This is a genomic window from Klebsiella sp. HC6 (assembly GCF_022605325.1).
Lineage (GTDB): Bacteria > Pseudomonadota > Gammaproteobacteria > Enterobacterales > Enterobacteriaceae > Klebsiella > Klebsiella terrigena.
Genome location: NZ_CP093276.1, coordinates 4619490 through 4640502 on the forward strand (window position 1 = coordinate 4619490; position 21013 = coordinate 4640502).

21 protein-coding genes are annotated in these 21013 nt (G+C 56.3%); 10 read left to right on the forward strand and 11 right to left on the reverse strand.

Annotated elements, in window-relative coordinates; translation table 11 throughout:
* Positions 1 to 27: 27 nt before the first annotated feature.
* Both apt and MMW58_RS22370 read right to left on the reverse strand, forming a co-directional pair.
* A complete protein-coding gene (gene apt / locus MMW58_RS22365; RefSeq protein WP_041144362.1) occupies positions 28 to 579 on the reverse strand; it encodes an adenine phosphoribosyltransferase in 552 nt (183 codons plus the stop codon).
* Between the two features lie 150 nt (positions 580 to 729).
* Positions 730 to 1107, reverse strand: coding sequence for a DUF454 family protein (locus tag MMW58_RS22370; RefSeq protein ID WP_041147537.1), 378 nt, complete (start codon positions 1105 to 1107; stop codon positions 730 to 732).
* A 69-nt stretch (positions 1108 to 1176) separates the two neighbouring features.
* On the opposite strand from MMW58_RS22370, the gene priC reads away from it, so the two are divergent.
* Positions 1177 to 1704 carry a primosomal replication protein N'' gene (gene priC, locus MMW58_RS22375; protein WP_133596465.1) on the forward strand — a complete coding sequence of 176 codons (528 nt, stop codon included), beginning with the start codon at positions 1177 to 1179 and terminating at the stop codon, positions 1702 to 1704.
* Positions 1705 to 1718: 14 nt separating this feature from the next.
* Positions 1719 to 1892 (forward strand): pleiotropic regulatory protein RsmS, encoded by a 174-nt coding sequence (rsmS, locus tag MMW58_RS22380; protein ID WP_072051774.1) that lies wholly within the window; start codon positions 1719 to 1721, stop codon positions 1890 to 1892.
* Positions 1893 to 1931: 39 nt separating this feature from the next.
* On the opposite strand, the gene mscK is transcribed toward rsmS, so the two are convergent.
* Together mscK and acrR are read right to left on the reverse strand one after the other, a co-directional pair.
* Positions 1932 to 5276, reverse strand: a complete 3345-nt coding sequence (mscK, locus tag MMW58_RS22385; protein WP_159235927.1) for a mechanosensitive channel MscK — start codon at positions 5274 to 5276, stop codon at positions 1932 to 1934.
* Between the two features lie 142 nt (positions 5277 to 5418).
* The gene (acrR, locus tag MMW58_RS22390; protein WP_159235926.1) at positions 5419 to 6069 is read right to left on the reverse strand and encodes a multidrug efflux transporter transcriptional repressor AcrR; all 651 of its coding nucleotides are present in this window, start codon (positions 6067 to 6069) and stop codon (positions 5419 to 5421) included.
* 142 nt (positions 6070 to 6211) lie between these two features.
* On the opposite strand from acrR, the gene acrA reads away from it, so the two are divergent.
* The 5 genes from acrA (at position 6212) to maa (ending at position 12385) form a co-directional block, all read left to right on the forward strand.
* Positions 6212 to 7393, forward strand: coding sequence for a multidrug efflux RND transporter periplasmic adaptor subunit AcrA (acrA, locus tag MMW58_RS22395; RefSeq protein WP_133596460.1), 1182 nt, complete (start codon positions 6212 to 6214; stop codon positions 7391 to 7393).
* 34 nt (positions 7394 to 7427) lie between these two features.
* Positions 7428 to 10574 carry a multidrug efflux RND transporter permease subunit AcrB gene (gene acrB, locus MMW58_RS22400; protein WP_133596458.1) on the forward strand — a complete coding sequence of 1049 codons (3147 nt, stop codon included), beginning with the start codon at positions 7428 to 7430 and terminating at the stop codon, positions 10572 to 10574.
* 475 nt (positions 10575 to 11049) lie between these two features.
* Positions 11050 to 11424, forward strand: coding sequence for an Hha toxicity modulator TomB (tomB, locus tag MMW58_RS22405; protein ID WP_041144356.1), 375 nt, complete (start codon positions 11050 to 11052; stop codon positions 11422 to 11424).
* Positions 11425 to 11450: 26 nt separating this feature from the next.
* Positions 11451 to 11669 carry an HHA domain-containing protein gene (locus MMW58_RS22410; RefSeq protein WP_041144355.1) on the forward strand — a complete coding sequence of 73 codons (219 nt, stop codon included), beginning with the start codon at positions 11451 to 11453 and terminating at the stop codon, positions 11667 to 11669.
* Positions 11670 to 11818: 149 nt separating this feature from the next.
* Entirely contained in the window at positions 11819 to 12385 is a 567-nt protein-coding gene (gene maa, locus MMW58_RS22415; protein WP_241722136.1) for a maltose O-acetyltransferase, read from the forward strand.
* Here the strand turns inward: maa and MMW58_RS30365 are convergent.
* Complete coding sequence (locus MMW58_RS30365) at positions 12357 to 12494, reverse strand: hypothetical protein (protein WP_371823018.1); 138 nt, start codon at positions 12492 to 12494, stop codon at positions 12357 to 12359. The two genes, maa and MMW58_RS30365, sit on opposite strands and share 29 nt — an antisense overlap.
* Here MMW58_RS30365 and MMW58_RS22420 point away from each other — a divergent pair.
* Complete coding sequence (locus MMW58_RS22420; protein WP_133596456.1) at positions 12484 to 12951, forward strand: YlaC family protein; 468 nt, start codon at positions 12484 to 12486, stop codon at positions 12949 to 12951. The two genes, MMW58_RS30365 and MMW58_RS22420, sit on opposite strands and share 11 nt — an antisense overlap.
* Here the strand turns inward: MMW58_RS22420 and pdxR are convergent.
* Complete coding sequence (gene pdxR, locus MMW58_RS22425) at positions 12923 to 14380, reverse strand: MocR-like pyridoxine biosynthesis transcription factor PdxR (protein ID WP_241722137.1); 1458 nt, start codon at positions 14378 to 14380, stop codon at positions 12923 to 12925. The two genes, MMW58_RS22420 and pdxR, sit on opposite strands and share 29 nt — an antisense overlap.
* A gap of 101 nt (positions 14381 to 14481) precedes the next feature.
* On the opposite strand from pdxR, the gene MMW58_RS22430 reads away from it, so the two are divergent.
* On the forward strand, positions 14482 to 15192 hold the full coding sequence (locus MMW58_RS22430; RefSeq protein WP_241722138.1) for a GNAT family N-acetyltransferase: 711 nt from the start codon (positions 14482 to 14484) through the stop codon (positions 15190 to 15192).
* Here MMW58_RS22430 and ykgO read toward each other — a convergent pair.
* The 3 genes from ykgO to MMW58_RS22445 all read right to left on the reverse strand — a co-directional run bounded on the left by ykgO (position 15189) and on the right by MMW58_RS22445 (position 16784).
* Complete coding sequence (gene ykgO / locus MMW58_RS22435; RefSeq protein WP_003859006.1) at positions 15189 to 15329, reverse strand: type B 50S ribosomal protein L36; 141 nt, start codon at positions 15327 to 15329, stop codon at positions 15189 to 15191. The genes MMW58_RS22430 and ykgO overlap by 4 nt on opposite strands.
* Positions 15329 to 15592, reverse strand: coding sequence for a type B 50S ribosomal protein L31 (locus tag MMW58_RS22440; protein WP_133596451.1), 264 nt, complete (start codon positions 15590 to 15592; stop codon positions 15329 to 15331). Before MMW58_RS22440 ends, ykgO begins: the two co-directional genes overlap by 1 nt.
* A gap of 118 nt (positions 15593 to 15710) precedes the next feature.
* Positions 15711 to 16784 carry a LacI family DNA-binding transcriptional regulator gene (locus tag MMW58_RS22445; RefSeq protein WP_041144349.1) on the reverse strand — a complete coding sequence of 358 codons (1074 nt, stop codon included), beginning with the start codon at positions 16782 to 16784 and terminating at the stop codon, positions 15711 to 15713.
* 269 nt (positions 16785 to 17053) lie between these two features.
* On the opposite strand from MMW58_RS22445, the gene MMW58_RS22450 reads away from it, so the two are divergent.
* Positions 17054 to 18325 (forward strand): maltoporin, encoded by a 1272-nt coding sequence (locus MMW58_RS22450; RefSeq protein WP_045854243.1) that lies wholly within the window; start codon positions 17054 to 17056, stop codon positions 18323 to 18325.
* A gap of 217 nt (positions 18326 to 18542) precedes the next feature.
* On the opposite strand, the gene MMW58_RS22455 is transcribed toward MMW58_RS22450, so the two are convergent.
* Both MMW58_RS22455 and MMW58_RS22460 read right to left on the reverse strand, forming a co-directional pair.
* Positions 18543 to 18857 (reverse strand): glucose PTS transporter subunit EIIB, encoded by a 315-nt coding sequence (locus tag MMW58_RS22455; RefSeq protein WP_041144347.1) that lies wholly within the window; start codon positions 18855 to 18857, stop codon positions 18543 to 18545.
* A gap of 67 nt (positions 18858 to 18924) precedes the next feature.
* Complete coding sequence (locus MMW58_RS22460; RefSeq protein ID WP_241722139.1) at positions 18925 to 20982, reverse strand: beta-galactosidase; 2058 nt, start codon at positions 20980 to 20982, stop codon at positions 18925 to 18927.
* Positions 20983 to 21013 lie beyond the last annotated feature (31 nt).

The following is a 21013-nucleotide window of genomic DNA, read 5'->3' on the forward strand; positions in this document are numbered from 1 at the left end:
TCGGCGAGGCTATGTATCGGGAAATGCTTAGTGACCCGGGAACGGAACCAGGCTGTAGCTGTTGATGCCCAGCTTATCCAGACGCTGCTCGCCGCCCAGATCGAACAGGTTGATGACGAAAGCGGCATCCTGCACCTCACCGCCCAGACGGCGGATCAGCTTCACGGTCGCATCGATGGTGCCGCCGGTCGCCAGCAGATCGTCAACCACCAGCACCTTGTCACCTTCTTTGATGGCGTCAACGTGGATTTCCAGGCTGTCGGTGCCGTACTCGAGCTCGTAGCTCTCGGAGATAGTTTCACGCGGCAGCTTACCCGGTTTACGTACCGGAACGAAGCCAACACCCAGCGCCAGCGCAACCGGTGCGCCAAACAGGAAACCGCGCGCTTCGGTACCCACCACCTTGGTGATGCCGGCGTTTCTGTAACGCTCGGTCAGCAGCTCGATGCTCAGGGCATAGGCCTGCGGGTCTTCCAGCAGGCTGGTGACATCACGGAAAAGAATACCCGGTTTCGGATAGTCCTGAATGCTTTGGATGCTGTTCTTCAGATATTCAAGCTGCTGTGCAGTTGCGGTCATAAGTTTATGCCTGATAAAAACGGTGTTACTCACGGACGCGCCAAACGGGCCAGGGAAACATTTGATTAACCTTTGACCAGGCGTACCCGCGCTCGAAAACGCTCGAATTTACTGACTGTCAGCGACAATTGCAACAGGCATTATGGCGCATCAGTGCTTTTGTTGCTTTGCATCAACCACCGGAATACGCCACATAAATATCAGCAGGCAGGCCAGAATCACCAGCAGCATGATGCGTACCCACGTAAGCTTAACCAGCCACAGGGAAATGGCAAAGGTCAGTATAATCATTGCTATCGCCCGGGGCTTGGCGCCGGGCGGCATGGCGCGGTGCTGCTGCCAGTGGCGCAGGTAGCCGCCAAACCACGAGCGATACAGCAGCCAGTGATGAAAACGCGGCGACGAGCGGGCAAAGCACCAGGCTGCCAGCAGAATAAACGGCGTCGTCGGCAGTAAAGGCAGGAAGACGCCCAGCGTTCCCAGAACTACCGCCAGCCAGCCAATGATGATTAAAATAATACGTGGCATAATGCGAATCGTTATCAAGCAGATGTGGCTACTGTAGCACAGTTGCTTCTCAGACCAGGGAGGAGTTATTTGAAAACAACCCGGCTTTTACACTCGCTGGAAGAGCAGCTTGCCCGGCTAGCCGCAGAGGTCGCGCCGCTGGCCAACCACGCAACGCTGAGCGCCCGCTTCGATCGCCAGCTGTTCCGTACCCGCAGCACGCTGATGCAGGCCTATCTGGATGAAGCCCGGCATAATTTTGCCAATTTACAGCAGGCCGTTGCGCACCGGCAGCTGCCGCAGGTTGCCTGGCTGGCGGAGCGCCTGAGTGCGCAAATTGCCGCCATCAGCCGCGAGACGGCAACCTGGTCGCTGCGCAGCTGGGACAGCGCGGCATCGGGGCTAGGCCGCTGGCAGCGACGTCGGCTGAAGCATCAGGAGTATGAGCGTCGCCTGCTGGCCATGCGCAACGATCGCCAGCGGCAGTGGCTGCAGGCGACGACGCTCGATGAGCAGCAGCGCCTGGCGAAAGAGGTGGAGGCCTATGCCGGACGCCTTGCCCGCTGCCGCGATGCGCTGGAAAAAATAGAGAGCGTGCTGGCACGCATGATGCGCTAACGGAAGGAGTGAGAATGTCGCTAGAAAACGCCCCGGATGAAGTCAAACTGGCCGTTGATTTAATCATGCTGCTTGAAGAGAACCAGGTCAGCCCGCGCACGGTGCTCGGCGCGCTGGAAATCATTCGCCGTGATTATGAAAACAAGCTAAAGAACGCGCCGGGATCGGCGCAGAACGAAGAACGGTAGCGGGCTGCGGGGCGGCGCATCGGCCGCCCCGAGAGTTAATTAGCCGAGCGCCGGGGAAGGATCGTCCCCTTTAACTTCACGCTTCAGCTCCGTCACCTCATCACCCTTTTCATTACGCAGATGCACTTCCAGCTGGTTGAAGGCGATGTTGATGTTGTTTTCACGGCACAGGCGGTCGATGGTGCGGTTCAGTTCGTCCACCGTGTAGCTGCGATCGCGCAGTTCGCGAACGTAGAGACGCAGTTCGTGATCCAGCGTGCTGGCGCCAAAGGTCGTGAAGAAGACCGACGGCGCAGGTTCAGGCATCACCTTCGGATGCTCGTGCGCGGCCTGCAGCAGGACCTCCTTCACCTTATCCAGATCCGAACCGTACGCCACGCCGAGGCGGATGACGACGCGGGTAACGGTGTCGGACAGCGACCAGTTGATCAGGCGCTCCGTCACGAACGCTTTGTTCGGAATGATCACCTCTTTGCGGTCAAAGTCGGTAATGGTGGTCGCGCGGATGCGGATCTTGCTGACGGTGCCGGAGAAGGTCCCGATGGTAACCGTATCGCCGATGCGTACCGGGCGTTCAAACAGGATGATCAGGCCGGAAACGAAGTTACCGAAAATTTCCTGCAGGCCAAAGCCCAAACCTACCGACAGCGCGGCCGCCAGCCACTGCAGTTTGTCCCACGATACCCCCAGCGAGCCGAACACCGTCATCGCGCCGATGGCGATAATGGCGTAGTTCAGAATCGAGGTGATCGCATACGACGTCCCCTGGCGCATGTTGAGCCGCGACAGGATCAGCACTTCCAGCAGGCCCGGCAGGTTGCGGATGAGCGCCCAGGCCACCATCGAGGCCACTATCGCAAACAGCAGGCTGCCCATGGTGACGCTTTTTACCACGTTGACGCCGGCTTCGGTGCCGTTGTAGTGCCACAGGGTGATGCTGTCGAGATAGGCAAATACGGTGATCAGATCCGACCAAATGGCCCAGAACAGGATGCCGAACAGCGCGATCATCACCAGCATGGTGATGCGCAGCGTTTGCTGGTTGACCTGCTCCAGCGCAATCGTCGGCTCCTCCTGCGGCTCGGCGCCTTCGGCGCCCTCTTTGACCAGGTGCTGACGACGAGCCAGCGCGCGACGCCAGGCGATGCGGCGGGCCGCCACGCTCAGGCCGCGCAGCACGGTCTGATACAGCAGATTCCACAGCATCACCAGATAGACGGTTTCAATCCAGCGGCCGGCAAGGCGCAGCGTGGTATAGAAGTAGCCGGTTGCGGTCAGCGCCATCAGCGCGATGGGGACGATCGACAGCACGGTGACGGTCGCCAGGCGCAGGCTGTGCGACTCCTTGTCGCGCCAGCTTTCGCGGCACATCGGCCACACCAGCACCGCGATCAGCAGCAGGTTGATAAAGATAACGAACTGCCCCAGCACATCGTCCATCAGATGCAGCGGAGAGAGTTCGGAGATAACCGACCACAGGTTCAGCGGCAGCAGCGCCAGGCTGACGCGGACAATCTGCCGACGCCAGTGGCTGGTGAGCTGCGGCGGCATATTGAAGTGGCTTACCGCCACGCCGTCTTTTTCCAGAACCTTCCAGCACAGGCCAAACACCAGCCAGAACAGCGCCAGCTTCTTGCTGTAGGCCCACAGCAGATCGCTGATATTGAGCTGCATCGTCAGCAGAATCAGGCCCGCGGCGAGGATCAGCAGCACCACCGGCAGCGCTCTTATCAGATCGATCAAAATCGCTTTTGGCGTATGCAGCTGGGTATCGTTACGCAGCTGCCCGACCTGCGACGCCAGCTTTGCCTGGTAGCTGCGCAGCCACTGCAGGCGCCAGCGGATAAGGCCGGCAATCAGCAGCAGCGGCAGCCCGGCAAGGAAGGCCACAAAGACGGCGGGCCAGGCTTTTTCCCAGTTCACGGTGATTTTCATCGCCTTAAACTGCCCCTTCAGCGCCTCAGGGAAGGATTTGATCCACTCCCAGTCCATGGGCTTGTTGCTGTTAACCCAGAAAATTTGCTGGGTCAGGATAGCTTTCAGGGCGCTGGAGACGCTCATCAGCTGCTGCTGGTTAATCTGCAGGTTGATCGCCATCATCAGCTGATTACCCAGCTGCTTATTGAACTGATCGAGCAGCTCGCGGCGCATATCCACCACGTCCAGCAGGGCGTCGTGGACTTCCGGATTCACGTCGCTGCTGTGCCCTTCTTCCAGTTTTGCGACGTAGGCGTCGCTCTGGAACAGGGCGTCGCGCTGCTGGTTCACCTCAAATTGCTCGAGGCGCAGGTCGGCGATGCGGTTGGTCATATCCTCCAGCTCGTCGGCAGACGGCAGCGTCTGCTGCTGCTGGTAGAGGATACGCGACAGCAGCAGGCTGCCTTTGAGGACCGAAATCTGTTCTTTAATATCGCGTTCCGACTGCAGCGCGCGATCGAGCCAGTTTTTGACCTTGATATTGCGCTGCACCAGCTGGTTGCCGCTTTCAGTCGCCGAAATCAACCTCTGGCTAAGCTGGTGGTTAATCTCCAGCTCCTGCTTCACCAGCGGATTGGCCTGAATGCGTGCGGTTTCATCTGGCGTTACCGCTTCCTGCGCGGTTTTTTCCGTCAGCGTCAGCCGCTTGCTGTTAACGGCTTCCTGCAGCAGCTGCAGCTGATGCTCCAGACGGTTGCTGTTGGCGCTGACGTAGTCCCGCTGCTTCTGCAGCGTGTCCTGCAGGACGGTATTTCCTTCCAGACTTTTACGCTGCTGGTCGATCTGCGCGTTCAGCAGCGCCTGCTGCGTCAGCAGAAGGCTCTGCTGGGTTGGGCGCAGGGCCTCCTCCCCCACCGAGGTGCCGTTCAGCCGGTTACGGATCTGCTGCAATTGCTGGGACGCCGAGTACATCGCGTTCTGCACGCGCTCCGGCTGGGTTTGCAAAGCAACCAGCTGGCTGTTGTACGTCGCCAGATCGTTCTGGGCATTTTGCAGATCGTCGAGGGTCTGGGTGACGCGGGCTTCCAGCTGACGGAGCGACAGCGAGGCCAGCGTTTTACGCGTGGCCTCATCGTCAGGCACATCGCCGAGCGCGTTCAGGCCATCGACCGCCTGGCGCATTTTCGCCGGGGCCTGATCGACCTGCTGGCGCAGCTGGGCCGACTCCGACTTGATGCGCTCAATTTTATCGAGCGTTTCGAGGGTTTGCGTCAGGTCCTGCTGAACCAGCTTGTCCTGAGGGGTGAGCTCTTTCTGCTTATTCAGCGTATTGAGCTGGCTCTGCACTTCGGAGCGATCGGGTAAATCGGCCGCAAAGGCCCGCGTTGCGCCAAGGCTGCCAACGAAAAACATCAGTACAATTACAAAAGCGGAAATGGCGTTTCGCCAACGAATAGTATGCAGCATAGTGTTAACATGAATGATTGCAGAAGCCGGAGAATACCGGGGGTCGTCGCAGCGCGCAGAATAGCACTTCTACCCGCGCGCGAATAGCGGCGGATAGCGGCATTTTTTCGCGCCGGTTCGGGCCGGGAATTTGCGCGAAGCGCTAGATCGCAGCCTCGGCTGGAGCCCGCAGTGACGGGCAAAACTGATACATCTCGAGAAGCGTCTCGACAAATTCGCGCGCGTCTTTTTGCAGATCGAAAGAGTCCGGCGCAAATAGCCAGTTTTCCATCAGGCCAGAAAGGTAGCTGCGCATTAAAATCGCCGCCCGCCGGGTTAATAAATTGGCCGGCAGCATCTTCGCCGCAATACATTCGTTAAGGGTGTGCTCGATGCGATCGTAGCTCTCGAGACAGAGGCTGCGCTGCGCCTCCTGGACCACCGCCATCTCGCCAACAAACTCACATTTATGGAAGATGATTTCCATCATCAGCCGCCGACGCTCTTCTGTCACCGTTGCTTCAAGAATATAGACTAAGATCTCACGGACAACTGACAGTGGATCGTTGGGGAATTTTGCCCGATACTCAACTTCGAGGTCACTAATGCTGGCCTCCGAAAGCACCCATATTTCATTAAATAAATCTGATTTATTCTTGAAATGCCAGTAGATAGCCCCCCTCGTCACCCCTGCAGCTTTTGCAATTGCTGCCAACGAGGTAGATGATACGCCTTGCTGCGAAAACAAACGCAGAGCAACGTCCAGAATGTGTTGCCGGGTTTCAAGTGCCTGTTGTTTGGTTTTTCGTGCCATAGGTCGATGAGTTTACAGAGGTTACGTTTACATACATTTGTGAATGTATGTACCATAGCATGACCATAATAGAAACACAGCAGTGGGTTTGTGGTCGTTTGAGCCACTGAACAATTTGAAATTGGACACTCGAGGTTTACATATGAACAAAAACAGAGGGTTAACGCCTCTGGCGGTCGTTCTGATGCTCTCAGGCAGCTTAGCGCTAACAGGATGTGACGACAAACCGGCTCAACAAGGGGCCCAGCAAATGCCGGAAGTCGGCGTTGTGACGCTCAAATCCGCACCTCTACAAATCACCACCGAGCTGCCTGGCCGCACCAGTGCATATCGCGTTGCTGAAGTTCGCCCTCAGGTGAGTGGCATTATTCTGAAACGTAACTTCACTGAAGGCAGCGATATCCAGGCAGGTGTGTCCCTTTATCAGATCGATCCGGCAACCTATCAGGCCAGCTACGAAAGCGCGAAAGGCGACTTAGCCAAGGCGCAGGCGGCGGCAAATATCACCCAGCTGACGGTTAAGCGCTACCAGAAACTGTTAGGCACCAAATACATCAGTCAACAAGACTACGACACCGCAGTTGCTGACGCTCAGCAGAACAATGCGGCCGTCGTGGCGGCAAAAGCTGCCGTGGAAACCGCGCGTATTAACCTGGCGTACACCAAAGTCACGTCGCCTATCAGCGGCCGTATTGGTAAATCGGCCGTAACGGAAGGTGCGCTGGTACAGAACGGCCAGACCACCGCGCTGGCCACCGTTCAGCAGCTGGACCCGATCTACGTTGACGTGACCCAGTCGAGCAACGATTTCCTGCGCCTGAAACAGGAGCTGGCAAACGGTAAGCTGAAACAGGAAAACGGCAAAGCCAAGGTCGAGCTGGTCACCAGCGATGGTCTGAAGTATCCGCAGGGCGGCACGCTGGAATTTTCTGACGTGACCGTTGATCAGACCACCGGTTCTATCACTCTGCGCGCTATCTTCCCGAACCCGGATAACTCCCTGCTGCCAGGTATGTTCGTCCGCGCGCGTCTGGAAGAAGGCACCAACCCTGACGCACTGCTGGTACCACAGCAGGGTGTAACCCGCACTCCGCGCGGTGATGCCAGCGTAATGGTGGTGGGCGAAGGCGATAAGGTCGAGGTTCGTCAGGTCACTGCAACGCAGGCGATTGGCGATAAATGGCTGGTCACTACCGGGGTGAAATCGGGCGATCGCGTCATCGTCACCGGACTGCAAAAAGTAAAACCAGGCGTGCAGGTGAAAGCGCAGGAAGTAGCCTCTGACGATAAGCAGCAAGCCGCAAGCAGCGCTAAGTCAGAGTAAACCAGGTCTTAACTTAAACAGGAGCCGTTAAGACATGCCTAATTTCTTTATCGATCGCCCCATATTCGCATGGGTGATCGCCATAATAATCATGCTAGCTGGGGGACTTGCGATCCTGAAGCTGCCTGTCGCGCAATATCCAACGATTGCGCCGCCGGCGGTGACAATTTCCGCAACCTACCCGGGAGCTGATGCGAAAACGGTGCAGGATACCGTCACGCAGGTTATCGAACAGAACATGAACGGTATCGATAACCTGATGTACATGTCCTCCAACAGTGACTCAACCGGTACGGTTCAGATCACGCTGACCTTCCAGTCCGGTACCGACGCGGATATCGCGCAGGTGCAGGTGCAGAACAAACTGCAGCTCGCGATGCCGCTGCTGCCGCAGGAAGTACAGCAACAGGGCGTGAGCGTGGAGAAATCCTCCAGCAGCTTCCTGATGGTTGTCGGCGTTATCAACACCAACGGCACCATGACGCAGGAGGATATTTCCGACTACGTTGGCGCCAACATGAAGGATGCGATCAGCCGTACGTCAGGCGTGGGCGACGTTCAGCTGTTTGGTTCCCAGTACGCGATGCGTATCTGGATGGATCCGAACAAGCTGAACAACTTCCAGCTGACGCCGGTCGATGTCATTAGCGCCATTAAAGCGCAGAACGCCCAGGTTGCAGCCGGTCAGCTAGGCGGTACGCCGCCGGTGAAAGGCCAGCAGCTGAACGCTTCGATCATTGCACAAACGCGTCTGAAATCTGCGGACGAATTTAGCAACATCCTGCTGAAAGTGAACCAGGACGGTTCGCAGGTTCGCCTGCGCGATGTGGCGAAGGTCGAGCTCGGTGGCGAAAACTACGACATCATCGCTAAGTTTAACAACCAGCCGGCTTCCGGTCTGGGTATCAAACTGGCGACCGGCGCTAACGCATTGGATACCGCAAACGCCATTCGCGCTGAACTGGCAAAAATGGAGCCGTACTTCCCGTCAGGCCTGAAGATTGTTTACCCGTATGACACCACGCCGTTCGTGAAAATCTCCATTCATGAAGTGGTTAAAACGCTGGTTGAAGCCATTATCCTGGTCTTCCTGGTTATGTACCTGTTCCTGCAGAACTTCCGCGCCACGCTGATTCCAACCATCGCGGTTCCGGTGGTCCTGTTAGGGACATTCGCCATCCTCTCCATCTTTGGCTTCTCGATAAACACCTTGACCATGTTTGGTATGGTGCTGGCGATAGGCCTGCTGGTGGATGACGCCATCGTGGTGGTAGAAAACGTCGAGCGCGTCATGGCCGAGGAGGGGCTCCCGCCGAAGGAAGCAACCCGTAAATCCATGGGCCAGATCCAGGGCGCGCTGGTCGGTATCGCGATGGTGCTGTCGGCGGTATTCATCCCGATGGCCTTCTTCGGCGGCTCAACCGGGGCGATTTATCGTCAGTTCTCCATCACTATCGTTTCGGCGATGGCGCTGTCGGTACTGGTGGCATTGATTCTGACTCCGGCGCTGTGCGCCACGATGCTGAAACCTATCGCTAAAGGCGGTCACGGCGAGCACAAAGGCTTCTTTGGCTGGTTTAACCGCATGTTCGATAAGAGCACCCACCACTACACCGATAGCGTAGGCAACATCCTGCGCAGTACCGGTCGTTATCTGGTGCTGTATCTGATCATCGTTGTCGGAATGGCCTTCCTGTTCGTTCGTCTGCCGAGCTCGTTCCTGCCGGATGAAGACCAGGGCGTGTTCCTGAGCATGGCGCAGCTGCCTGCTGGCGCCACCCAGGAGCGTACGCAGAAAGTGCTGGATGAGATGACGGACTACTACCTCACGAAAGAGAAGGCCAACGTTGAATCCGTGTTCGCGGTTAACGGCTTTGGCTTCGCGGGGCGTGGTCAGAACACCGGTATTGCGTTCGTTTCTCTGAAAGACTGGAGCGAACGTCCGGGCAGCGAGAACAAGGTTGAAGCGATTACCGGTCGGGCGATGGCGCGCTTCTCGCAGATTAAAGATGCGATGGTCTTCGCCTTTAACCTGCCGGCTATCGTCGAGCTGGGTACCGCAACCGGCTTTGACTTCCAGCTGATCGACCAGGGTGGCTTAGGCCACGAAAAACTGACCCAGGCGCGTAATCAGCTGTTTGGTGAAATAGCGAAGCACCCTGACCTGCTGGTCGGCGTGCGTCCGAACGGCCTGGAAGATACGCCGCAGTTCAAGGTGGATATCGATCAGGAGAAAGCGCAGGCGCTGGGCGTCTCCATCAGCGACATCAATACCACGCTGGGCGCAGCCTGGGGCGGTAGCTACGTCAACGACTTTATCGACCGCGGTCGCGTGAAGAAGGTGTACGTGATGTCCGAAGCGAAATACCGCATGCTGCCGGAAGATATTGGCAACTGGTACGTTCGCGGTAGCGACGGACAGATGGTGCCGTTCTCGGCCTTCTCAACGTCGCACTGGGAGTACGGTTCACCGCGTCTGGAACGCTATAACGGTCTGCCGTCAATGGAAATCCTCGGCCAGGCGACTCCGGGTAGAAGTACCGGTGAAGCCATGAACCTGATGGAAGAGCTGGCGGGCAAGCTGCCGGCTGGCGTTGGCTACGACTGGACCGGTATGTCCTATCAGGAACGTCTGTCCGGTAACCAGGCTCCGGCACTGTATGCCATCTCGTTGATTGTGGTATTCCTGTGTCTGGCAGCTCTTTATGAAAGCTGGTCGATTCCGTTCTCGGTTATGCTGGTTGTACCGCTCGGGGTTATCGGCGCGCTGCTGGCCGCAACCTTCCGCGGTCTGACTAACGACGTGTACTTCCAGGTTGGTCTGCTGACCACCATCGGCCTGTCGGCGAAGAACGCGATACTTATCGTAGAGTTTGCCAAAGACCTGATGGATAAAGAAGGCAAGGGCCTGATTGAGGCGACGCTGGAAGCGGTACGTATGCGTCTGCGTCCAATCCTGATGACCTCGCTGGCCTTTATCCTCGGGGTTATGCCGCTGGTTATCAGCTCCGGCGCAGGCTCCGGCGCGCAGAACGCCGTAGGTACCGGCGTAATGGGCGGGATGGTCACCGCGACGGTTCTGGCAATCTTCTTCGTGCCGGTATTCTTCGTGGTCGTTCGTCGCCGTTTCAGCAAGAAAACGGAAGATATTGAGCACAGTCATCCGACCGGGCATCATTAATCTCTGAACTCAGGGCCGCATTTGCGGCCCTTTTTTTATCGATGAAAGCGCACACAATGTGATTGTTTAGCGGATGTTCTGCTATATAATCAGCAAAGATATGACATAACCTATTTTTACCAGATTATTCTTCACGGTTTTACCCTTCGGTCTCACTCAGAATATTCTTAATACCAGCGTTATCCGTGGCTGCCGACGGGTGCATGACAAAATAACCTGCTAAACCAATGATCCATAAGGTGTGCTTTGCGATAGCCATCACCTTGATATGTTGCGGTATAATAGAGTCCGGTGCTTTAAGATAAATTAAGGGTAATAATTGTAATTTTTCGTAATAGCACGGTGAAATCTGTTTAAGAGTGGATTATAGTTAAATCAACAGGATTACAATGTATGTGCCAGGTCTGTTAGTCGTGTTCATCCCACAACGGTGCTTGTTAGTCGTCGTTTAAAACCACTCAAAAGGGGATGTGTTATGGACGAATACTCGCCAAAAAGACATGATATCGCACAGCTTCGATTTCTCTGCGAAACCCTGTATCATGATTGCCTTGCAAACCTGGAAGAGAGCAACCACGGGTGGGTTAATGACCCGACCTCGGCTGTCAATCTTCAGCTTAATGAATTGATCGATCACATTGCTACCTTCGCGCTTAATTATAAAATTAAGTACGCTGAGGATAATAAACTGATTGCTCAGCTCGATGAATACCTTGATGACACTTTCATGTTGTTTAGCAGCTACGGCATTAACAGCGTAGACCTGCAGAAATGGCGTAAATCGGGAAATCGGTTATTCCGTTGTTTTGTTAACGCCAGCCGGGAAAATCCGGCAAGTCTTTCTTGTTAGTATTATTACAATCTAAAGGTGAATTTATGTCTGGTGAACCATTAACCAAAACAGACTATTTGATGCGCTTACGCCGTTGTCAGACAATTGATACGCTGGAACGCGTAATTGAAAAAAATAAATACGAACTTCCGGACAACGAATTGGCTGTATTTTACTCAGCGGCCGATCACCGTCTTGCCGAATTGACCATGAATAAGCTGTACGACAAAATCCCGACGTCGGTGTGGAAATTCATTCGCTAATTCATTTCAGGTAACGACCAGGCGGTAATCAGTCCCCTCCCCTCACTTCGGGTATATTTGTGATATTACTCGCATAAATAGCCAAACGGCGTATCTGAAACCGGTTTCTTTTTTATACTGTGGCCCACCCGCTATTTGAGGAAAGCCCCATGAGTGAAGAGAAGCTTAAGATGATCGCCGGAGAGCTGTATCAGCCCGGAGATGCGACGCTACGCGCGGATCGCCTGCATGCCAGGCAGGAGCTGCATCGCTACAACCATTCGGCGCCGGAAGAACGTGAACTACGCAAAAACTGTCTGACAGCGTTATTTGGTCAGGCGGGCGATGCCTGGATTGAGCCCACCTTCCGCTGTGACTATGGTTACAATATTTATCTCGGCAGTCATTTCTACGCTAATTTCGACTGCGTCATGCTCGACGTCTGCCCGATAAGGATCGGCGATAACTGCATGTTGGCACCCGGCGTACATATCTATACCGCCACTCATCCTCTCGATGCGGTCGAGCGCAACAGCGGCAGAGAGTACGGTAAACCGGTCACCATCGGGAATAACGTCTGGATTGGCGGCCGCGCCGTAATTAACCCAGGCGTGACGATTGGCGATAACGCCGTCATCGCCTCCGGGGCCGTGGTCGTCAAAGACGTTCCGCCGAATGCGGTCGTTGGCGGCAATCCCGCGCAAATCATCAGGATGCTGGAAGCGGAAAAAGAGTAACTGTTATGCTTTTCCGCAACTGATCTGTTACTTTTCCATCTGATTCCCGCAACATAAAATAGCCTTCAGGCTGGGCCTTAGTAGAATTCGGGGACAAAATGACAGAAATACAGCAACTGCTGACCAATACCATTGATGAGCTCAATGTGAAAGAGAAGCGCGACAACCGTCCGCGCTTCAGCATCAGTTTTATTCGCAATCATCCGTGGCTGTTCGTCGCGATGTACGCCGCCTTTGCTGCGACCTTCGTCGTCATGTTCACCTCAGAGACGCTGGTGGATTCCGTATGGCTACTGGTGGTGCTGTTTGTCCTGCTGAACGGCTTCTTTTTCTTTGACGTCTATCCGCGCTATCGCTACGAAGATATCGACGTCCTGGACTTTCGCGTCTGCTACAACGGCGAATGGTACAACACCCGCTTCGTCCCGCCTCAGCTGATCGAGCGGATCCTGCAGTCGCCACGCGTAGCGGGCGAGCAGAAAACGCAGCTGCAAAAAATGATTGCTACCAAAGGCGAGCTGTCGTTCTACGATGTCTTCAGCCTGACCCGCGTCGGCACTGCCTGATAAGACGATTTAACGTCCGCAGCGCCGGATCAAAATGCGAAGCGGACGTATTGCCATATCCCAGCACCAGCCCGCTTCGCGCGCGCCGTGCGTCCAGATAGAAGCGGCTTAACGCCGCAGGGGCCTGCTGATACTGGCGGGCCTGCTCAACCACCGCCACATCATCAATCCCCTCAACGGCGACCGTCAGGTGCAGCCCGCCCTCGCCGCCGAGAATGTCACAAGGCTGGGTCAGCTCCCTGGCCAGGGCCTCGCGTAGCTGCAGCTGACGCTTACGGTACAAACGGCGCATGGCGGCCAGATGACGGGCATAGTGGCCCTCTTCGATGAAGAGCGCCAGCGCCCGCTGTTCAGCCCGATGGCCGCCCCGCAGCAGCGCGCTAACCGCCCCCTGAGCCGCGGCGGCCAGCGCCGGTGGCATGACCACAAAACCAATCCGCAGCGCCGGGAACAGCGTTTTACTAAACGTACCGAGATAGACCACCGGCGCGTCTTTTACCATTCCCAGCATCGCCGGGATCGGCTCACCGCTGTAGCGAAACTCGCTATCGTAGTCATCTTCCACGATCCAGGCATTATGCTGGCGCGCATACTCCAGCAGCGCCAGACGTCGCCCGGCGCTCATCACCGCTCCGCATGGATACTGGTGCGAAGGGGAAGTGAAAATGAGCCTCGGCGTTTCGCTCTCATCCACCTCCGGACGCATGCCTTCGCTATCGACCGCCATCCCCTTCACCCGCAGTCCGGCCTTCAGAAATACGCTTTTGGCGCCTAAATAGCCCGGCTCCTCTACCCAGGCGGTATCGCCGGCGACGCTCAGCAGGTGGGTACACAAATTCACGCCCTCAAGCGCGCCTTCGGTAATGACAATCTGCCGGGCATCGCAGCGAATCCCGCGCGACAGCGCGAGGTGGCGCACGATAGCCTGCCGCAGCGCCAGCTCCCCGGCCGCATCGCCGTAGCCCAGCAGCGTGCTGCCCTCCTCGCGCAGGACGCGATCGAGCAGGCGTCGCCAGATGGAGAGAGGAAAGTAGTTAATCGCCGGCGTACCGGGAGTAAAGGCCAGCGCAGGAGAATCGCGCCTGGCCCCCGCCGGGAGCTCCAGCAGCCGCTCCGGCAGCGCAATCGCCGGTAGCGTAACCTTGCTCTCCTGCGCAGAGCTCAGCGCCGCCACGTACGTCCCCTGCCGGCTGCGCAGCAAATAGCCTTCCATCGCCAGCTGCTCCAGCGCCGCGTTTACCGTATTGCGCGACAGATTGAGCCAGCTGGCGATGGCGCGTGAGCCCGGCAGACGGCTGCCTCCTGCCAGAGTCCCCTGCAAAATAGCGCCACGCAGCGCGTGGTACAGCGTCCGCTGCAGCGTCTCATCTCCCCTGTCTCGCAGGGCATGTTCCAGTAAAGTGAAAAAGGCATCGTCAGGGATATTCATTGCGGCTCCTCGTGGCACCATAAAAATATAATTCAATGGCACTTTTTATGGAACCAGTAAGGCCTTAGTCTCAGCGCATACCTCCATACAAGGAAAGCAAAATGAGTCAGCATAACCACTTCGGCCAACCCGTTGGCGATGCCCTGCCCGACTGGCAGCCGCGTCCCGCTCCACAGCGGCAGACCCTGCAAGGACGCCTCTGTTATCTGGAGCCGCTGGCCGGAAAGCACGCTGAGGCGCTCTTCGCTGCCCATCAGCAGGCTCCGGATACGCGCAGCTGGACCTGGCTGCTGCGTGAGCCCGATAGCAGCGTCGAAGAGTTTAGCGCATGGGTAACCGGCGTAGCCGAACTTAACGACCCGCTTCATTTTGCGGTGATTGACCGCCAGACCCGGCTGCCCGTCGGCTCACTGGCGCTGATGAGAATTGATGCCAATAATGGCGTTGTCGAGGTGGGGCACGTGCATTTTTCGCCGCTGCTTAGCCGAACGGCAATGGCTACCGAAGCGCACTGGCTGCTGATGCGCTACGCGTTTGATACCCTCGGCTATCGCCGCTATGAATGGAAATGCAACAGTTTGAACGAGCCTTCGCGCCGGGCGGCACGGCGGCTAGGTTTTCACTATGAGGGGCGCTTTCGTCAGGCGCTGGTGATAAAGGGCCACAACCGGGATACCGACTGGTTTTCGATAATCGATACGGAGTGGCCGCAGATTGATAGCGCTATGCAGAGATGGCTGGCCAGCGACAATTTCAGCGCCGATGGCCAGCAGATCCGTACCCTTGAGAGCCTTCGCCCTCAGGCGGGCTAGCGCCTTTTTTTCCGCCCCTGCACGGCCTTAAAGCGGGGGTTGCTTTTGCAGATGACGTACAGCCGCCCTTTGCGTTTGACTATCTGGCAGTCCGGATGGCGCTGTTTGGCGCTGCGTAAAGAATTAAGTACCTGCATTATTCGCTCCTTTTCGCATCAATAAAGCTGCCAAAACGCTTACGGAAACGAGCGGTGCTCCCTTCACTGGAGAAGGTTTTCTGCTTACCGGTGTAGTACGGGTGCGATTTGGAGGAGACGTCAATCGGCACGTACGGATAGGTCACCCCTTCCAGATCGATCTCACGCTCGGTTTTTATCGTCGAACCCACTTTAAAATATTCATTAGCGCTGGTGTCGTGAAACACAACGGTGCGGTAATGCGGATGAATATTCGCTTTCATGATGACCTCATTCGATACGTTATAACATAACAACAAGGTTACGCCGGTAGACAACAAAGATCAACCATGAACAGCAAAGGGATTTAGGCGGCGGGCTGAGACGCCCGTCCGCTGGCTATCAGGAATTCAGCTGATGGGCAAGCGCGCGCAGCTGCTCGGCAATGGCCTGCAGGTTCTTCCCCTGCTCCATTTTGGGCCCGGTGGAGTGACGCACCACCAGCCGCGCCGGAAGGATGGAGGAGGTGTTCAGCTTTTCGCTATCGCCGCTGTCCAGAATGCGGCGCACGGCCTCTTTCCCCTGTAAATCAAGATCCAGTGAAACGGTGGTTAGCGCCGGATAGAAGAAGGAGCTTTCATAGGTATCGTCATAGCCAATGACCGACTTCTCACCGGGGATCGGCACCTGATGCTGATGGAAAGCGCTCAATACCCCCAGCGCCATCTGGTCGTTGCCGACCAGCACCGCGCTAAATTTCGGCGTCTCGCGCAGCATCTGTAAAGCCCCGGCGTAGCCGCTTTGCGCATCCCAGTTGCCGCGGATCACCGTTACCGGCTGCAGGCCATAGCCCTCCAGCGTTTCAAGCCAGCTTTTCAGCCTCAGCCTGGCCGATACGGAGCTTTCCGGGCCGGCCAGCAGCGCAATTTCACGGTGGCCCATCTCATAGAGATATTTCACGCTCGCACGGGTGCCATCGGCCGGGTTAAACGAAACGTTAAACACCGAGCTATAGGGATCAACGTCTAAAAACAAACATACGATGTCGTCATTGTCAGCGGCGATTTTCTGCGCCTGTTCGGTATCCAAAGGGACGTTAATGATCACCTTGTCTACCAGCTGAGACTTCAGCTCATTGATCGAATCCTGGATACTTTGGTTGACGCTCTCATCAATCATTGAGATCAGCACCTGATACCCTTCAACGTTAGCGTAGCGTTTCACCGCCGCCGCCACCTGCGAAGGCGCGTGCAGCGCGAGCGAAATGGTCACCAGACCGACGGTCCGACTTTGCTTACCCACCAGCTGCTGAGCCAGGCGATTTGGCACGTAGCGCAGCAGCTCAATAGATTTCTCCACCTTGTGACGCGTGGCTTCGGATACATTGGCAGATTTATTCAGTACCCTGGACACCGTCTGATAAGAGACCCCCGCATGGCGAGCGACATCTTCTAAGGTTGCACTTTTAGACTTCATGGTCCGGTTCCTTATGTTGTTATCCCTGGATTGTAACAGGGGCTATTTGAAAAAACGCTCCCCGCAACGTTCCCCGGCGAAAAATTGCCAATAAAAGTATTACGCTCACAATACATAAAATTGTGAATGGACTCACCAACCGTAACAAAATGCGCTGTTTTATTTGCAGTTAGTCACACTATCGCGATCGTTCATTTGCCTGAATTTACGTTTAGGCATTTTATGACATCGTTAATGTGAACGTAATACAAAACAATAAGAGGATAGACATGAACACTACGCTGCGCACTCTTTCTGCTGCGTTAACCGCCGCGCTGATTTCACCCTCCGTAATCGCGGCCACCGCTACGGTTCCGGGTATCGATTTTCATGGTTATATGCGCGCCGGGGTTGGGGTCTCCGGTGATGGAAGTCTCGCCGAATGGCAAAAGAATAAGATTGGCCGCCTGGGCAACGAATCCGATACCTACGGCGAGCTGGAGCTCGGCTCGGAAGTCTATAAAAAGGACGACGTCAGCTTCTACCTTGATAGCATGGTCAGCATGGTGTCAGACGGCTCCAACGATAACGAAACCACGCTTAACGACGACGCGCAGTTTGGCCTGCGTCAGCTCAACCTGCAGATTAAAGGCCTGGTCCCGGGCGACCCGAACGCGGTGATATGGGGCGGCAAGCGCTATTACCAGCGCCACGATCTGCACATCATTGATACCAAATACTGGAACATTTCCGGCTCCGGTGCCGGGCTCGAAAACTACACCCTGGGCCCGGGCGCGGTCTCGTTCGCATGGATCCGCGGCGACGCTAACGACGTCGACTACCGCGTCGATGGCGACAGCAACGTCAATATTAACTACCTCGATCTGCGCTACGCCGGCTGGAAGCCGTGGTCCGGCTCGTGGACCGAATTCGGTATCGACTACGCTATGCCGAACACCACCAAAAAGCAGGACAGCTACGGCGGACTCTACGATGCTGAAAACGGCGTCATGCTGACCGGTGAGATAAGCCAGGATATGCTGGGCGGTTATAACAAGCTGGTGCTGCAGTACGCCAATAAAGGGCTGGCGCAAAATATGGTCTCCCAGGGCGGCGGCTGGTACGACATGTGGAACTACGTCAACGACGCCAGCGGCTATCGCGTTATCAATACCGGCCTGATCCCGATAACCGAGAAGTTTTCCATTAACCACGTTCTGACCTGGGGTTCCGCCGACGACATCACCGACTACACCAATAAAACTCGGCTGCTTTCCCTCGTCGCCCGCGGACAGTATCAGTTTACGGAGTACGTACGGCTGATCGGCGAGGTGGGCGGGTTCTACCAGAAAGATAGCTACAAGAACAATACCGACTACAAACAGGCGGGTGAGAAGTACACCATTGCGCTAGGCCTCGCCGACGGTCCTGACTTTATGTCGCGCCCGGAGCTGCGTATTTTTGCCTCCTATCTGAATGATTCAGAGCACGGCAAGCCGTTTGAAGATCAGACTGCCAGCAACACGTGGAACTTTGGTGTCCAGGTAGAAGCCTGGTGGTAACAAATATCACGTAATATCGTTTTATCTCCAGCTGTAAGGTTGTTAATTACCCTCCGGTAATGAGTATTGCCATTGCTATTTTAATATCCTGAATAATTCGGGTCGCGGGACGGCGGCAGTCATGAAAGCATTTTTAACGACAGCAGCTGCCCACCTACGGCGTGAAATATGCGGCGTATATCAGGGATAACTCACCGTTGAGTTATCCCTTTTTTATTTAACGACGGGCGGTAAAGTGGCCGTCTAATAATTGACGCAGGGCATCCGACTGTTTGCCAAAAATAGCATGCACCTGCTGTCCAAGAATAATAACGCCCAATGCCCCCTGCTGCTGTAAAGCCTGAGAGTCGACGACCGCCAGATTATTTACCGTGACCCGCAGGCGGGTAATACAGGCATCAACGTTCACAATATTCTCCTCGCCGCCAAAGGCGGAAATGAGGGACTGAACCTGCTGCTTTTCCACATCGCTTAGCGGAACCGTCGGGCGGGGCTGGGAGAAATAGTGCAGGAAGGATTTTAAACTCACCATAATACGCTCCAGATGATAACAGATAAAAAAAAGCCTGCTCGCGAGAGCAGGCACGGGCAGAGAGGAGTTACGCTTTGCGGCTGAGGATGCGGCAATCCCAGGCGCTCAGGCTCAGAGGCGCATCAGCCGCGGCGCCGGAGAGGCAGTCGCGATAGCCCGGCGGGAGCGTCACGCTATGCTGCTGGGCGCTGTAGTTTTGCAGGAACACAAAGGTCGTTTCACCGTCGGTACGCGCCGTTGCCACGACGCCCGGCGGGAAATCCGCGTCGACGGCCCGCGGCAGCGCCAGCTCTTTGCTTATCGAGGCGAAGAAATCGCGCTGGAAGGCCAGGTCGTTGCGCGACGCCACGTGCCAGGCCTTGCCTTTGCCAAAGCGGTTAACGGTGACCGCCGGCCGCCCGGCGTAGAAATCATCCCGATAGGTCGCCAGCGGCTGCGCGCCCTCAGCATGGATAAGCTCGCAGAGGTGGCGCACCTGATAAGGGCCCTGCAGGCCGCTCTCATTGCCCGCCAGCCCCTGAACCAGATTACGTTCGCCCTCATTCAGGCAGTCAATCTCCTCCGCCCAAATTCCCAGCAGGTTGCGCAGCGGGCCCGGGAAGCCGCCGAGGTGGCAAAGATCGCTCTCGTTTACAATCCCGGTCCAGTAGGTGGTCACCAGATGACCGCCGCCGGCAACGAACGCTTCGGCGCGCTCGGCAAAGCCGTCGCGAACCATATAGAGCATCGGCGCAATCACCAGCCGATAGGGGCTTAAATCGACATCAGCATCGATGATATCCACCGCAATGCCCTGCTCCCAGAACGGGCGGTAGTGCTCGTTAACGGTATTTTCATACTCCATACCCATATTGCGCGGCCCCTGGGCATCGTCCAACGCCCAGCGGTTTTGCTGATCGAAAACGATCGCCACTTTAGCATCGGTGCTACAGCCCACCACCTCCGGCAGCTGACTCAGCATCTCACCCAGCCGGGTCACTTCCCGGCCGACGCGGGTATCAAGGTGCCCGACGTGATCGATAATGGCGCCGTGGAATTTCTCCACCGACCCCCGGCTCTTGCGCCACTGGAAGTACTGCACCGAATCCGCGCCGTGGGCCACAGCCTGCATGGAGGAGAGAATGTGCATGCCCGGCTTTTTCAGCTTGCTGGTCGGCTGCCAGTTGGTTGCGCTCGGCGTCGACTCCATTAGCACAAACGGCTTACCGCCCTTCAGGCTACGCATCATGTCGTGATACATCGCGGTGTAGCAGGCCAGCGTCGTCTCATCCTTGTCGCGATGCCACATCGGGTAGCTATCCCAGGAGATGAAATCGAGGTTTTTTGCCAGCTGCCAGTAGTCGTAATCGTAGAAATATTCCATAAAGTTTGTGGTCACCGGCAGGTCGGCATTTGCCGCTTTCAGCGGAGCAACTTCATGGCGGCAAAAATCGCTCACCTGGGCGGTGTTAAAGCGATGCCAGTCGAGGTTGAGGCCGTGGATGGAGACCTCCCCCTGCGGGGACGGAGACTCAATCTGCGACCAGTCGCTATAGGTGTGGCTCCAGAAGGTGCTCCACCAGGCATGATTGAGATTATCCAGCGTCTCATAGCGCGCCTTCAGCCAGTCGCGGAAGCGCTCCTGGCAGATATCACAGTGGCACTCGCCGCCGTATTCGTTGGAGATATGCCAGCCCAGCACCGCCGGATGCCGTGAATAGCGCTCCGCCAGCAGGCTGTTTATTTTGAAGCTTTTTTCCCGGTATACCGGCGAGCTCATGCAGTGGTTGTGCCGCCCGCCGTGCAGCGCCGGCACGCGGTCGCGCCCCACGCGCAGCACCTGCGGATAGGCCTGCGACATCCAGGCCGGCCGCGCCCCGCTCGGAGTGGCAAGAAATACGTGAATGCCGGCGGCATAGAGCTTATCCAGGATGCTATCCAGCCAGCCAAACTCAAATACGCCTTCCCGAGGCTCAAGTTTGGCCCAGCTGAAAATACCCACCGACATGACGTTGCAGTTTGCCTGCTGCATCATGGCAATATCCTGGTCGATAATATCGGGATAGTTTTCCCACTGTTCCGGGTTGTAGTCCGCACCATGCAATAGCGCATTAACCTTCGGACTCAAAGGCGCAAATTTTTTCATAATAAACATCCTGAAGTTTAACATTCATATA